Annotated in this window: 7 protein-coding genes; 1 reads left to right on the top strand and 6 read right to left on the bottom strand. The window is 73.2% G+C overall.

The features are described 5' to 3' along the window. The first annotated feature begins 324 nt into the window (after positions 1-324). Positions 325-1,494, top strand: a complete 1,170-nt coding sequence (locus G7Z13_RS32210; RefSeq protein ID WP_166004150.1) for a lactate 2-monooxygenase — start codon at positions 325-327, stop codon at positions 1,492-1,494. 71 nt (positions 1,495-1,565) lie between these two features. Here the strand turns inward: G7Z13_RS32210 and G7Z13_RS32205 are convergent, their stop codons facing one another. The 6 genes from G7Z13_RS32205 to G7Z13_RS32180 all read right to left on the bottom strand — a co-directional run bounded on the left by G7Z13_RS32205 (position 1,566) and on the right by G7Z13_RS32180 (position 13,707). Next, positions 1,566-3,149 (bottom strand): RICIN domain-containing protein, encoded by a 1,584-nt coding sequence (locus G7Z13_RS32205; RefSeq protein WP_166004148.1) that lies wholly within the window; start codon positions 3,147-3,149, stop codon positions 1,566-1,568. Between the two features lie 547 nt (positions 3,150-3,696). Next, the gene (locus G7Z13_RS32200) at positions 3,697-4,074 is read right to left on the bottom strand and encodes a toxin Doc (protein ID WP_166004147.1); all 378 of its coding nucleotides are present in this window, start codon (positions 4,072-4,074) and stop codon (positions 3,697-3,699) included. Position 4,075: 1 nt separating this feature from the next. Beyond that, the gene (locus tag G7Z13_RS32195; protein ID WP_166004145.1) at positions 4,076-4,321 is read right to left on the bottom strand and encodes a hypothetical protein; all 246 of its coding nucleotides are present in this window, start codon (positions 4,319-4,321) and stop codon (positions 4,076-4,078) included. 194 nt (positions 4,322-4,515) lie between these two features. Next, positions 4,516-6,750, bottom strand: a complete 2,235-nt coding sequence (locus G7Z13_RS32190; RefSeq protein ID WP_166004143.1) for a glycoside hydrolase family 9 protein — start codon at positions 6,748-6,750, stop codon at positions 4,516-4,518. 133 nt (positions 6,751-6,883) lie between these two features. Beyond that, positions 6,884-9,625, bottom strand: coding sequence for a SpoIIE family protein phosphatase (locus G7Z13_RS32185; protein WP_240926423.1), 2,742 nt, complete (start codon positions 9,623-9,625; stop codon positions 6,884-6,886). 80 nt (positions 9,626-9,705) lie between these two features. After that, on the bottom strand, positions 9,706-13,707 hold the full coding sequence (locus tag G7Z13_RS32180) for a HAMP domain-containing protein (RefSeq protein ID WP_166004141.1): 4,002 nt from the start codon (positions 13,705-13,707) through the stop codon (positions 9,706-9,708). Positions 13,708-13,991 lie beyond the last annotated feature (284 nt).

Raw genomic sequence — 13,991 nt, 5'->3', positions numbered from 1 at the left:
CCAATCGCCAATCTGCGCGGTTCTTGATCGTTTTAGTTGGCCGAATGGCTGGTTTCACCATCCTCGTTAATCGGCCGGAAACATTCCGAATCCGACCGGCCCCGCCCCCCACCGGACGCCCGGCGTTCAGCGCGAGGTGGTCGAATCATCCACTCCACACCCACAGGCTGGACGAACCGTCCTCCGCTCCCGGCCCCTGGCGTCCCTCGCCGCGCTTCCCATCGGCAGGTCCGCTCGCCTTCGGCGGTCTGATCCCGCACTCCCCTACCGGCCGGTATGGTCGGCGGCGGCGCAGGATCGGGTTCTGTGGTGGGAGGGGACGGGATGGGCAGGCACTGGGCGGACTTCCAGTACGAGATCTACCTGAACGGGATGACCGGCGCGGTGCCGCGGCTGCCCACGGACCTGACGCGGCTGGAGGAGATGGCCGAGCGGCGGCTCGGGCCCGGCCCGGTCGGCTATGTCGCGGGCGGGGCGGGCGACGGCGACACCGTCCGCGCGAACCGGGCGGCCCTGCGGCGGCGCCGGATCGTGCCGCGGATGCTGCGGGACGTCCACGAGCGGGACCTGTCGGTGGAGCTGCTGGGGCGCGCGCTGCCCGCCCCGCTGGCGCTGGCCCCCGTCGGGGTGCTGTCGATCCTGCACCCCGACGCCGAGCCGGCCGCCGCCCGGGCCGCCGCGGCGCAGGGCGTGCCGTACATCCTGTCGTCGGCGTCCAGCACGCCCATGGAGCAGGTCGCCGAGGCGATGGGCGACGCCGAGCGCTGGTTCCAGCTGTACTGGGCGAAGGACCGCGAGGTGACGCGCAGCTTCCTGGGCCGCGCGAAGGCGTCCGGCTTCAGCGTGCTGGTCGTCACGCTGGACACACCGCTGCTCGCCTGGCGGCCGCGCGACCTCGACCAGGCGTATCTGCCCTTCCTGCACGGCGTCGGCACCGCCAACTACTTCACCGACCCCGCGTTCCTGGCGGGCCTCGCCAGGCCGGTCCACGAGGATCCGAACGCGGCCGTCATGCACTTCACGGGCATGTTCGCCGACCCCGCCAAGACCTGGCCCGACCTCGCGTTCCTGCGGGAGAACTGGGACGGCCCGATCGTCCTCAAGGGCGTCCTGCACCCGGACGACGCCCGGCGCGCCGCCCAGGCGGGGATGGACGGGGTGGTGGTGTCCAACCACGGCGGCCGTCAGGTGGCCGGCTCGGTGGCGGCGGCCGACGCGCTCCCCCGGATCGCCGAGGCGGTCGGCGACCGGCTGGCCGTGCTGTTCGACAGCGGCGTGCGCACCGGCGACGACATCGTCAAGGCGCTCGCCCTCGGGGCCCGCGCGGTGCTCGTCGGACGGCCGTACGCGTACGGTCTGGGCCTCGACGGACAGGCGGGCGTCGAGCACGTCATCCGCTGCCTGCTCGCCGAACTCGACCTCACCCTCGCCCTGTCGGGCCACGCCTCCCCCGCCACCGTGACGGCCGCCGATCTGGTGGAGGAGGCCGGCTGACCAGCCCCGCGCACGCGGACGAGCGGCCTCCGCCCCCGCCCCGGAACGGGCCGGGGCGAGGGCCGGGGCGGTCAGCGCGTTTCCGGCAGTCCCGCCTGGCGGGCCCTGTCGTCGGTGGACAGGGGGTCGCCCTCCGCGGCCGACAGATCGGCGCTCCACCGCTGGGTGGGGGAACCGTCACGGACCTTGACGACGATGTCGGCGCCCGGGTCGCCGGTGGCGGGGGCGAGGGCGAGCCGTTCGTCCCAGCGGGGCACGAACTCTCCCCGCAGCGTGAGGTCGTAGCGCACATCGCCGCCACGCGCGTCACCCGCCTCGGCGCAGGTGCCGAGGATCACGACGCCCGCGTCGGCGTGCGCGTCGAGGCACAGTCCGGGGTCCGCGACGCTGCGCAGCAGGCCGTCGTCCTCGTACGACCACTGCTGCGTCCACTCCGCGGAGCACGCCGCCAGCCCGGCCTCCGCGCCCGCCCTGGGCTCGCCCTGGATGTCGAGGCACAGGCCGGTGGCCGCGTTGCGGAACCGCGTCTCGCGCGGCGGGCTGGGGAGCTGGGCGGCGTCCTGGGGAGTGGTGGCCGGCCCGGGGGTGGCGGCGTCGCCGCGGTCGGTGCCGCCGCGATCGGTCGCGCCGGCGGACGCCGTGGGGTCGGCGTCGCCGTCGTACGACAGGCTGGTGACGAGGGCGGTCGCGAGCAGCCCGGCGGAGGCGATGCCGACGCCGGTGCGCAGCGCTCGGGTGGAACGGGCCCCCACGCCGGGGAACCTGGGCAGCACGCGGGGACGGCGGCCCGCGCGCCGGGCGCCCCGGCCCCGGGGGCGGCGGTGCTGGTTGCGGCCGGGCCGTGAGTCGTAGTAGCGGCGGGCGCCCCAGCCGAGCACCGCCTCGGCGAGCAGCGCGCCGAGCCCGGTCTCGACCTGGCCCAGCTGCTCCGCGGCGTCCCGGCAGTGCCGGCACTGCGCCAGGTGGTCCTGGACGTCAGGGAGGAGCGCGCCACCGCGCCGGATCGGCACGTCCAGGAGACGGTTGTAGAAGCGGCAGTCGGGGCTCGGGGCGAGCTGCCGGTGGGCGCGGACGCAGCCTTCCCGGAATTTCTCCCGCGCCTGTTCCAGGGTGACCGCCGCGGTGTCGGTGTCCATGCCGAGCAGCGCGGCGGGGATGTCCAGCGGCTCGGCCTCGACCTCGGTGTGCCAGAGCAGGCAGCGGGCCGGTCCCGGCAGCTCCTGGAAAGCGCGTTCTGCCAGCCTGCGGTTTTCCGGAGTCATGGACTTGGCCGCGCGCATACCGCGTCCGCCGGCCGGTTTGCGCAACTCCGGCAGCACGCCGGATATCCGGTCCTCGGCGGCCCAGAGCCGCACGGTGTCCCGCACGGCGACGAGCAGCCGCGGGCGCAGCGCGACACCGTTGTCGCCGAGGGTGAGCCGGTCCAGTACCTGGTGGCAGGCCGCGGTGGTGACCATGCCGGCGACCTGCGCGGACGAGGCGAGGCAGATGCTCGCGTAGGCGTACGCGGAGGGCCAGTGGCGGGCCAGCAACAAGGCGGCGGCCTGGGAGACCTCGGCGTCCGGGACGCCGCTGAGCCGGGCGGCCAGCGCTTCGTCGGACGGGCCGGGGACGCCGTCCGGGGACGGCGGTGGAGCGGGGTGGGGGGTGAGCACTGAGCGGGGTTCCTTCCCACGTATATGGGACAGCCGGGAGTTCTGTTCGCCGAAAGGAAGCCTGACTTGGTGCGTACCTTTATGGGCGGGGATGGGAGCAGAAATTGCCGGTGGATCACCCTTGCACAACCGGGTCACGCACAACAAGGCGCTTGGGCAACATCAGCACCACTGAAACAGAGTCAGATTCCGCCGCAACTCGCGCCGTCCGCCCCGCCCTTCGCTTTATCCCGCACCCCGTGGGAAACCCGTGCCCGCGCCGGGGGCGAAGCGCACGCTCCCGCCCGCGGGCGCGCTGCGGTGCACTGGAGTCGGCCTCGTCGCCAGGCCCCGCGCGAGGCATCGGCACTCCCGCGCGGCACGGCCGCCGGCCGTGTTCCTCCCGCCCTCGGCCGGCGGCCTCCCCCGAGGGCGGGAGCGGCGCACCGGCGCCGGGCGGAGGCGGGAGCGGCGCACCGGCGCCGGGCGGAGGCGGGACACGGCGCCGGGCGGCGGGCGGGACACGGAGCACGACAGGGCAGCGGGCGAGGCACGGGTCCGGGCGGCGTCAGATCTGCCAGGAGCGCAGCCGGTCCGCCGCGCCGTAGACGTCGGTCCTGCCGTCCATCAAGTCGCGGGCGAGGTCGACGAGGGCGCCGTAGGGCGGGTCGATGCCGACGCCGCTGACGAACATGTAGGCCACGGCCGTCGCGCAGGCGAAGCGGGCGTTCGCCGACGGCAGCGGGCGCAGCAGGGCGAGGGTGTGCAGCAGCGCGGCGGCCCGCCAGGCCGGGTCGGAGTCGACGCCGAGCCGGGGCGGGTCGACGCGGTGCCGGGCCACGGCGGCGACGAGCGCGGAGAAGTCGTTGATGGTCGGCTGGTCCGGCAGGACTTCCTCGTGGCGCTGGAGCAGCCAGGGGACGTCGATGTGGAGGACGGGTGCCACGTCAGGCGACCCGCCCCTCGCCACCGGCGGGCGGCTCGTCGTCGGGGAAGGCGGCCGCGAACTCGTCGGCGTGGGCGGAGAAGAACCGGCGGAAGGCCTCGGCTCCCTCCTGCAGCGCCCGGTGCCGCGCGATGTCGGCCGCGGCCGCCTCCCGGACGAGGGCCTTCATCGACGTCCCGCGCTCCTTGGCGATCTGCCGCAGGTCCTCCAGCTCGCGTTCGCTGAACTCCACGTTGAGGGCTGGCATGGAGCCACGGTACCTCGCGGGTACTTACTCGTAAATATCCCCAGGTCAGATAGGGGACATGACGGTACCGAGGGGATCGAAAGCGGTCAGATTCGATGAGATACGCATCACTTTCGAACCCCTCGGACACGGTGCCGGCACACAGGCCGACACCAGGCGCCGGCACGGAGGCCGGCACCTGGTACGGGCCCGCCTCAGCCCTGGTCCGCCACGAACGCCGCCACCCGGGCCAGCGCCGCGTTCCAGTTGATCGTGATCTCGTTGGTCGACCAGGACTGGATGTCGTCGATGTAGCAGAACTGACCGACGCAGCCCTGGAGTTTGCTCTGCGCCAGCGGGTCCTGGATGCTCGAGTTCGGACCGCCCGACAGCGAGCCGGCCGGCGGGTTGGGCAGCCGCGGGTCGAGCTGACGCGCGTACCAGCGGCTGTGCTGGTTCTGCGCGCTGACCTCGCCGTAGCCGGTGACGTAGGAGATGTTCAGCGCGTTGCGGCCGAGGACGTAGTCCATGGTCTGCACGGCGCCGTCCCGGTACTTGGCGGAGCCGGTGAGGTCGTAGGCGGTGGCCAGCACGACGGCGTTGTTGAGGACCTGGTGGGTGGAGCCCCAGTCGTACTTGTTGTCCGCGGGGGCGTACGGCAGGCCGTAGGGGTGGGCCTTCAGGGTGGCCAGATAGCGGTCCGCGCCCTTGACGACGGACTGGCGGACCTTGTCCCGGCCGGGCAGCCGGTTCGGCACGGTGGCCAGGTCCAGGCGGGCCGCCGCGGCGGTGCGCGCCCAGTCGAAGCCGGTCGGGCCGAAGATGTCGGCGGTGTGGACCGGGGAGGCCAGCACATGGTCCGCGAAGCGCTGCTCACCGGTGGTGAGGTACAGCTCCGCGGCCGCCCAGTAGAACTCGTCGTCGACGGCGCGGTCGGGGTAGGCGCCCCCGCCGATGCCGTCGTTCTCGTCCGCGTACACGTCGGGGTGCGCCTGCGCCGCCGCCCAGGCCTTGCGCGCGGCGGCGAGCGCCCGCGCCGCGAACTCGGGGTCGTACGGCTTGTACAGGCGGGCCGCCTGCGCGGCGGCGGCCGCCAGATTCAGGGTCGCGGCGGTGGTCGGCGGGTGCAGCTCGCGCTTCTGCGGGTCGTCGCTGGGCAGCAGCGGCAGCCCGGTCCAGTTCTCGTCGTGGATCTTGTGGTGGGCCATGCCCGCCAGCGGCTGCCCGTCCGGCACCTGCATCTTCAGCAGGAAGTCCAGCTCCCAGCGGACCTCGTCGAGCAGGTCGGGCACCTTGTTGCCGCTCTCCGGGATGGCGAGCGTGCCGTCCCGGAACCGCTCCACCTCGCCGGTGCGGGCGTGCAGCGCGCGCTCGTAGGTGCTCAGCAGCTCCCACACCGAGATGCCGCCGTTGACGACGTACTTGCCGTGGTCGCCCGCGTCGTACCAGCCGCCGGAGACGTCGAGCCGGTAGTCGCACACACCCGGCTGGCACGGCACGTCGGTGTCGCCCTGGTTGGGCGCGACGCCGACGTGGCCGGCCGGACGGCCGTAGCCGGGGCGCAGGTCGTCGCGGATCGCGAGGCCGCTGCGCTGGGTGTAGTAGAACTTCGCCGCGTCGGTGGCGAGCCGGTCGTAGACGCGGGTGCCGATGTCGAAGGGACGGCTGGTCTCCCCGTCGGCGACGAGCGTGAAGCCCTGGCCGCGGGTCTTGTACCCGCTGAAGTCCAGCGAGTGGACGTTCTGCCCGGACGAGGCGTCGGTGCCGCGCGGCACCGTCCAGCCGCGGGCGACCACGGCGCCGCCGGCGTTCTTCAGCTGCCAGGGCAGCCGCTCGGTCGCGTCGGTGACGAGGGTGGCGTTCTTCGGCCCGGCGGGCAGATAGGCGACCTGGTTGACGCGGACCCGGGGCCCGGTGTCCGGCTCGTACGGCTCGGGCGCCACCCCGCCGAGCAGCGAGACGTCGTCCATGCAGAACCGCCAGGGCTCGGCGCTGCCGCCGACCTGGAAGCCGACCTGCGCCTGGGTGGTGTCGACGGGCGAGGTGAACGTGTACGAGTAGGTGTTGCCGGAGACGCTGAGCTGCGGGCTCACCTCGAACCAGGTGTCGTACGGGGCCACCGACAGACCCACGATCGCCCGGACCACGTGATCGGCGGGAGTGCCGTCGGCGTGGAAGGAGAAGCGGTAGGACTCCCCCTTCACCAGGGTGATGTCGTTCTGCCCGACCGCGGCGTCCCAGCGGTTGGTCGTGCCGCCCGGCACGTCCGCGCACAGCCGGCCGTCGGACAGGCCAGCGGTGACGTTGCTCGACGCCCACCAGGGGTCGGTGGTGCTGTCGAAGGTGCCGTTCCTGACCTGCTCGACCTCGTCGGCCTGCGCCGGGACCGTGGTGAGCGCCGCGCCTACGAGTGCCGTCAGGGACAGCAGGGCGGTTCTGCGTCTTCTCACGTCGGGGCTCCTCGGGAGATACGGGTGGCTCCCGCACGCGCCTCGCACGCTATGGGAGCGCTCCCAAAAAAGGGACGCGGCCATCGTTGTGGCAGGGACGACGCGGCGTCAACGGTGCGGAGGCGACTCGTTATCAGGCCACGCGGATCCCGACGAGGCAGGTGTCGTCGTCCGTGTCCGAGCGGCTGTACGTCAGCAGCCGGTCCAGCTGCTGGTCCAGGGCGGTCGGCGCGGTCCGGGAGGCCGTGGCCAGCAGATGGGACAGCGACTCCTCCACGGAGCGGTCGTGCCGCTCCACCAGCCCGTCGGTGTACATCAGCAGGGTGTCCCCCGGCGCCAGCCGGATCTCGTCCTCCTCGTACACCGCCTCCGGTACGGCCCCCAGCAGCAGGCCCTTGACCAGCGGCAGCGGCTCGGCCTCCTCGCCCCGGACCAGCACCGGCGGCAGATGCCCCGCCCTGGCCCAGCGCAGGGTGCGCTCCTCGGGGTCGTACAGGCCGCAGACGGCCGTGGCGGTGACGGCACCGGTGAGATGGTGCGCCACGACGTTCAGCCACGACAGCAGCTGGCCCGGTCCGGCGCCGGTGACCGCGAGCCCGCGCAGCGCGTTGCGCAGCACGACCATGCTGGTCGCGGCCTCTATGCCGTGGCCCGCCACGTCGCCCACGCACAGCAGCACCCGCCGCGACGGCAGCACCACGGCGTCGTACCAGTCGCCGCCCACCAGGTTCTCGGTCTCCGCGGGCCGGTACCGCACCGCCACCTGCATGCCGGGCGTCTGCACCGGGGCCTGCGCCGGCGGCATGATGGCGTGCTGGAGCTGCAGCGCCAGCCGGTTGCGCTCGGCGGCCTGCTGCTCGGTGTGCGCGAGCTGGTCGCGGGTGGCCGCGAGGGCGACCTCCGTCCAGTGCTGGGCCGAGATGTCCTGGCAGGCGCCGCGGACGACGAACAGCCGGCCGTCGGTGTCCAGCACGGGCTCGGCGACGACCCGGATATGGCGGGTGACGCCGTCGGGCCGCTGCAGCCGGAAGGCCGCGGAGGCGGGCCGCCGGTGGTGCATCAGAGTGCGCAGGAAGCGGCCGATGGCCACGGCGTCGTCCGGGTGCGCGTGGGCGGGCAGGTCCTCCAGCGGCACCGGCGGGCTGCCGGGGGAACGGCCGTACAGGTCGAACATCTGGCTGTTCCAGGTGATCCCGCCGGTCAGCAGGTTCTCCTCGAAGCCGCCGACCCGGCCGAGCCGCTGGGCGTGCTGGAGCAGGCTCGCCAGCCGGGCCGTCTCGTCCTCGATGCGCCAGATCAGCAGCAGGCTGTTGCCGTGGCGGCTGATGCTGATGTCGGCGACCGCCGACAGCGGCACCTGGTCCACCAGCGCGGTCAGGTGCATCCGCCGCGCCCGGAACGGCTCGCCCGTGGCGTACACCCGCTCGATGCGCTGGAACAGCTCGCTGCCCCCGGCCGTCATCGGGTACGCCTCCAGCAGCAGCGCGCCGCTCACCACCGCGCGGGGCCGGCCGGCCGGGTCCAGGAAGCGGGTGTTGACGTGCTGGATGCGGAAGTCCGCCAGCCGCCCGGAGTCGTCGAGATACGGCTCCAGCACCAGGGCCGGGTCGTGCAGCCCGTCGGCGAGGTCCATCAGCTCCGCGGTGTCCGGCATGACCCGCGGCTCGTGGGCCGCCTCGGGGCGTGGCGGGTACGTCTCCAGGGTGTGCGCGCACAGCTCGGCCAGCGCCTCGACCTGGCGGACGACCTGGGGCGGCTGCGGCTCCAGCGGCGCCGGCCAGGCGATCTCCAGCACCCCGTGGATACGGCCCCCGGTACCGGCGGGCTCGGCGACCCGGCCGCCGTCCGGGAAGGAGTGACGGCCGACCGTGGGCAGCCCGGTGTCCGCCAGGGACGAGATCCACTGGCCGCCGCGCTCGGTGAGCGCGCGGCGCGCGACCGTCGCCACGTCCGGTGGCACATAGCGCCACCGGGAGGCCTCGGCCGGGGCGAAGCCGGCGCTGCCCGCCAGGGTGAGCGAGCCGTCGGGGCCCGCCGCCCACAGGGCCACGGCCACCGCGCCCAGCGGGCGCAGCGCGTGCTCCAGCAGCGAGTCGACGACCGCCTGCGCGTCCGGCGCGGCGAGCGCTCCGCTCTCGGCGGCGCGCAGGCGTACGGCGGCCTGGTCGAGCTTTCCGGAGCGGGCGCCCACGGCGTTGGCGAGGAACGCGTCCGTGGCCTCCGCGACCCGGTCGCGGGCCGCCTGGTTGATGACCTCGACGGCGAACTCCAGCGGGGTCATCCGGGCCTGCTCGGTCAGCTCCGCGAGCTGCTTGGCCGCCTGCGCGGGGCCGCAGCCGAGCCGTTCGACCAGGATGCCCTTGGCCAGCTCGATCAGCGCCCGGCCCTCGGCCTCGGCCTGCGCCGCCCGCACCTCCCGCCGCAACCGCTCCACGGTGGCGGCCAGCCGCCCGACGGGGGAGGTCGCGGACACACCGGCGAGATCGCCGACGACGGGGCGGGCGACGGCCGACGGGTCGTGACCGGTGTGAGCGAACACCGCGGCCGCCTCGGCGTCGGCCTGGACGAGATCCGTCACCGCCGCCTCGGTCCCGGACTGGACGAGATCCGTCATCGACGCCTCGCCCTCGACCCGGACGAGGTCCGCCGCCGACGTCTCGGTCTCGGCGCGGGCGAGGTCCGTCGCCGGCGTCCCGTCCTCCGTCCGGGGGCCGTCGGGGCCGCCGGCCGCGGTCTCGTCGGCGGGGTGCGCCGGCGAGGACGGCGAGGGCTCGGCGCCGGTCGCGGACGGTGTGGGCGCCGTACCGTCCGGGGTCGCCGAACCGCCCCCGTGCCGTGCGTGGTCGGGGTGCTCGGGGTGGTCGGTGGGGCTCACGGTGGGGTTGCTCCTGCGCGGGACGTCCCTGAGGTGCGGATGGTGGTGTCGGTCCGGCGGGGTGTGCGGGTCGGGCGGGGTCACCGGGAGAGCCAGCGTCGGACGCAGGTGATGAGGTCCTGGGTGTCGACCGGCTTGGTGACGTAGTCGCTCGCCCCGGACGCCAGGGACTTCTCCCGGTCGCCCGGCATGGCCTTGGCCGTGACGGCGATGATCGGCAGGTCGGCGTACCGCGGCATTCTGCGGATCTCGGCGGTGGCGGTGTAGCCGTCCATCTCCGGCATCATCACGTCCATCAGGATCAGGTCGATGTCGGGGTTGTCGAGCAGTGTCTCGATGCCCTTGCGGCCGTCCTCCGCGTGCAGCACCCGGAAGCCGTGCAGCTCCAGGATCCCGCTGAGCGCGAAGAGGTTGCGCGCGTCGTCGTCGACGACGAGGACGGTCCGTCCGGCGAACGAGTCGTCGACGGTCGGTGACGGCAGCTCCTGCCACTCCTCGCCCCGCACCAGGGACAGCACGTCCCCCGGCTCCTCGGCGGACAGGTGCAGCGCGATGCGCTCCCGCAGTTCGTCGAGGCTGGAGAGGAACTCCAGCGCCCCGTCGGAGGCGTGCGGGCGCAGCACCTCGGCCGCGTCGGTGGGGTGGCTGCTGTGCACGAGGACGGGGACGTCCGTCAGCGCCGAGTCGCCGCGCAGCGCCTCCAGGAACCGGGCGGCCTCGCCGTCGGGCATGTCGAGGTCGAGGACGACGCAGTGGCAGGGCTCGGCGGCCAGCGCCCCGGCCGCCTCCTGGGCGCCGACGGCGGTGATCAGGTCCACCTCGGGCCGCGGCACGGCCTCGTCCGGGCTGTGCCGGGCCACGTCCGCGACGACGCTCTCGGCGACGAGGGTGAGCAGGCCGCGCGGCCGCTCCTCCACGACGAGCAGCCGGCGGCGGCGCTGCGCCCCCGCGCGCGGGCGCGGGCTGGGGCGCGGTGCCACGGGGATGTCCACGGAGCCGTCCTCGGCGGGCAGTTCGGCCGCGCCCTCCAGGGCCCGGCCCGCCAGCTGCTCGAAGTCTGGGCGGGTCACCGGCAGGAACAGCGTGAAGGTGCTGCCCCGGCCGGGCGTGCTGTCCACGGTCACCGCGCCGCCGAGCAGGTGGGCGATCTCCCGCGTGATGGACAGGCCGAGGCCCGTGCCGCCGTACTTGCGGCTGGTGGTGCCGTCCGCCTGGTGGAAGGCGCCGAAGATGGCCTCCAGCTGCTGCTCCTGGATGCCGATGCCGGTGTCCTTCACCTGGAACGCGACGACGGGCCCGCCGGTGACCACGGTGTCGGGCACCTCGTCCGGCGCGGCGGGCTGGATGACCAGCTCGACGGCGCCCTGCTCGGTGAACTTCACCGCGTTCGACAGCAGGTTGCGCAGCACCTGGCGCAGCCGGGAGTCGTCGGTGACCAGGTCGTTCGGCGCGCCCGGCGCGGTGGTCACCTTGAAGTCGAGGCCCTTCTGGGTCGTCATCGGGTGGAAGGTGGCCTCGACGTACTCGATGAGCTGGCGCAGCGAAACCCGCTCGGGGGCGATGTCCATCTTCCCCGCCTCGACCTTCGACAGGTCGAGGATGTCGTTGATGAGCTGGAGCAGGTCGGAGCCGGCGGAGTGAATGATGCCCGCGTACTCCACCTGCTTCTGGGTGAGGTTGCGCGACGGGTTCTGCGCCAGCAGCTGGGCCAGGATGAGCAGGCTGTTGAGCGGGGTGCGCAGCTCGTGGCTCATGTTCGCCAGGAACTCCGACTTGTACTTGGAGGCCAGCGCCAGCTGCTGGGCGCGCGCCTCCAGTTCCTGCCGGGCCTGCTCGATCTGGAGGTTCTTCGCCTCGATGTCGCGGTTCTGCGCGGCCAGCAGCGAGGCCTTCTCCTCCAGTTCGGCGTTGGAGCGCTGCAACTCCTCCTGCTGCGCCTGGAGTTCGGCGGAGCGGACCTGGAGCTCGGCCGTCAGGCGCTGGGACTCGTCGAGCAGTTCGTCGGTGCGGGCGTTGGCGAGGATGGTGTTGACGTTGACGCCGATCGTCTCCCGCAGCTGCTCCAGCAGATCCTGGTGGATGGCGGTGAACGGGGTGACGGACGCCAGCTCGATCACGCCGAGGACCTGGTCCTCGAAGAGGATCGGCAGCAGGAGCAGGGTGGTCGGCACGGTCCGGCCGAGGCCGGAGGAGATGGTGACGTAGTCGGGCGGCAGCTGGTCGACCGCGATCGTGCGGCGGCTGCGGGCGGCCTGGCCGACCAGGGTGCGGCCGAAGGGGAAGCGGTCGGGGCGGGCGTCGTCCTCGGGGCGGCCGTAGGAGCCGACGAGCCGCAGCTCGGGGCCCTGTTCCCCGTCCTCGGCGAGGTAGAAGGCGCCGTACTGGGCGGAGACCAGCGGGACCAGCTCGTCCATGATGAGTTCGGCGACGACGGGCAGGTCGCGGTGGCCCTGCATGAGGCCGGCGATGCGCGCGAGGTTGGTCTTGAGCCAGTCCTGTTCCTGGTTGGCCCGGGTGGTCTCGCGCAGGGACTCCACCATGGAGTTGATGTTGTCCTTGAGTTCGGCGACCTCGCCGGAGGCCTCCACGGTGATGGAGCGGGTCAGGTCGCCCTCGGCGACGGCGCTGGCGACCTCGGCGATGGCGCGGACCTGCCGGGTGAGGTTACCGGCCAGCTCGTTGACGTTCTCGGTGAGCCGCTTCCAGGTGCCGGAGACGCCCTCCACCTCGGCCTGGCCGCCGAGACGGCCCTCGGTGCCCACCTCGCGGGCCACGCGGGTGACCTCGTCGGCGAACGCGGAGAGCTGGTCGACCATCGTGTTGATGGTCGTCTTGAGTTCGAGGATCTCGCCGCGCGCGTCCACGTCGATCTTCTTCGACAGGTCACCGCGGGCCACGGCCGTCGTCACCAGCGCGATGTTGCGCACCTGGCCGGTGAGGTTGTTGGCCATGGAGTTGACGTTGTCGGTGAGGTCCTTCCAGGTGCCGGCCACGTTGGGCACCTGGGCCTGGCCGCCGAGGCGGCCCTCGGTACCGACCTCGCGGGCCACGCGCGTCACCTCGTCCGCGAACGCGGAGAGGGTGTCCACCATGGTGTTGATGGCGTCGGCCAGCGCGGCGACCTCGCCCTTGGCCTCGACGGTGATCTTCCGCGACAGGTCACCACGGGCGACCGCGGTGGCGACCTGCGCGATCGACCGGACCTGGCTGGTCAGGTTCGACGCCATGACGTTGACGTTGTCGGTGAGGTCCTTCCAGGTGCCCGACACGCCCCGTACGTGCGCCTGGCCGCCGAGACGGCCCTCGGTGCCCACCTCGCGGGCCACGCGCGTCACCTCGTCGGCGAACGCGGACAGCTGATCCACCATCGTGTTGATGGTGTTCTTCAGCTCCAGGATCTCGCCCCGCGCGTCCACGGTGATCTTCTGCGACAGGTCGCCCTTGGCCACCGCGGTGGCGACCTGGGCGACGTTGCGCACCTGGGACGTCAGGTTGCCCGCCATGAAGTTCACGGAGTCGGTCAGGTCCCGCCAGACGCCGGCGACGCCCGGCACCTTGGCCTGGCCGCCGAGGCGCCCCTCGCTGCCGACCTCGCGGGCGACGCGCGTCACCTCGTCGGCGAACGCCGACAGCTGGTCGACCATCGTGTTGACGGTCTCCTTCAGCTCCAGGATCTCGCCGCGCGCGGGCACGTCGATCTTCTGCGACAGGTCGCCCTTGGCCACCGCGGTCGCCACCTGGGCGATGTCGCGGACCTGGGTGGTGAGGTTGCCCGCCATGGCGTTGACCGAGTCGGTCAGGTCGGCCCAGGTGCCGGAGACACCGGGCACCTCCGCCTGGCCGCCGAGGGTTCCCTCGGTGCCCACCTCGCGGGCCACACGGGTCACCTCGGAGGTGAACACGGACAACTGGTCCACCATGCCGTTGAACACGGTGGCGATGTCGCCCATGAGCCCACTGGCGTCCTCCGGAAGGCGTGTGCCGAAGTCACCGTCCCGGACGGCCGTCAGGCCGGCCAGAAGCATTCTCAGCTCCTGGTCGCCCGGTACGGACTCGGCGACCTCGCTCGTGTTGCTGGTCATGCGCACCCTCGTTCCCCTCCCAGGGGCATCGCCGACGAATTTTCGAACTGCGCGACGCGAAATACGTCGCAGGCTAACAGTGCTGCCGGCATGCACAAAGTCTCCCCCACACATCCACACGCCTCTCCCCCGGGGGCCGGTATGAGGCAGTCCGGAGGTGCGCGTTCCGCGCCGGCGGGCCGGTCCGTCACGGGTGACCGGTCACCGCGGCGGCCCCGCCGGCGCCGTCGCGCCAGGTGCGTTCCCCGTCCCTCCGCAAGCCCGACGCACTAGGCTGGAACGGA

The organism is Streptomyces sp. JB150, assembly GCF_011193355.1.
In the GTDB taxonomy this organism is placed as follows: domain Bacteria; phylum Actinomycetota; class Actinomycetes; order Streptomycetales; family Streptomycetaceae; genus Streptomyces.
Note: the sequence above shows the minus strand (reverse complement) of the source record. Positions and strands in the feature narration are given on the sequence as shown.

Bases quoted from the DNA above. Each gene is read 5' to 3' on its own strand.
- G7Z13_RS32210 (WP_166004150.1), top strand. From the start codon at position 325: ATGGGCAGGCACTGGGCGGACTTCCAGTACGAGATCTACCTGAACGGG.
- G7Z13_RS32195 (WP_166004145.1), bottom strand. From the start codon at position 4,321: ATGCCAGCCCTCAACGTGGAGTTCAGCGAACGCGAGCTGGAGGACCTG.
- G7Z13_RS32180 (WP_166004141.1), bottom strand. From the start codon at position 13,707: ATGACCAGCAACACGAGCGAGGTCGCCGAGTCCGTACCGGGCGACCAG.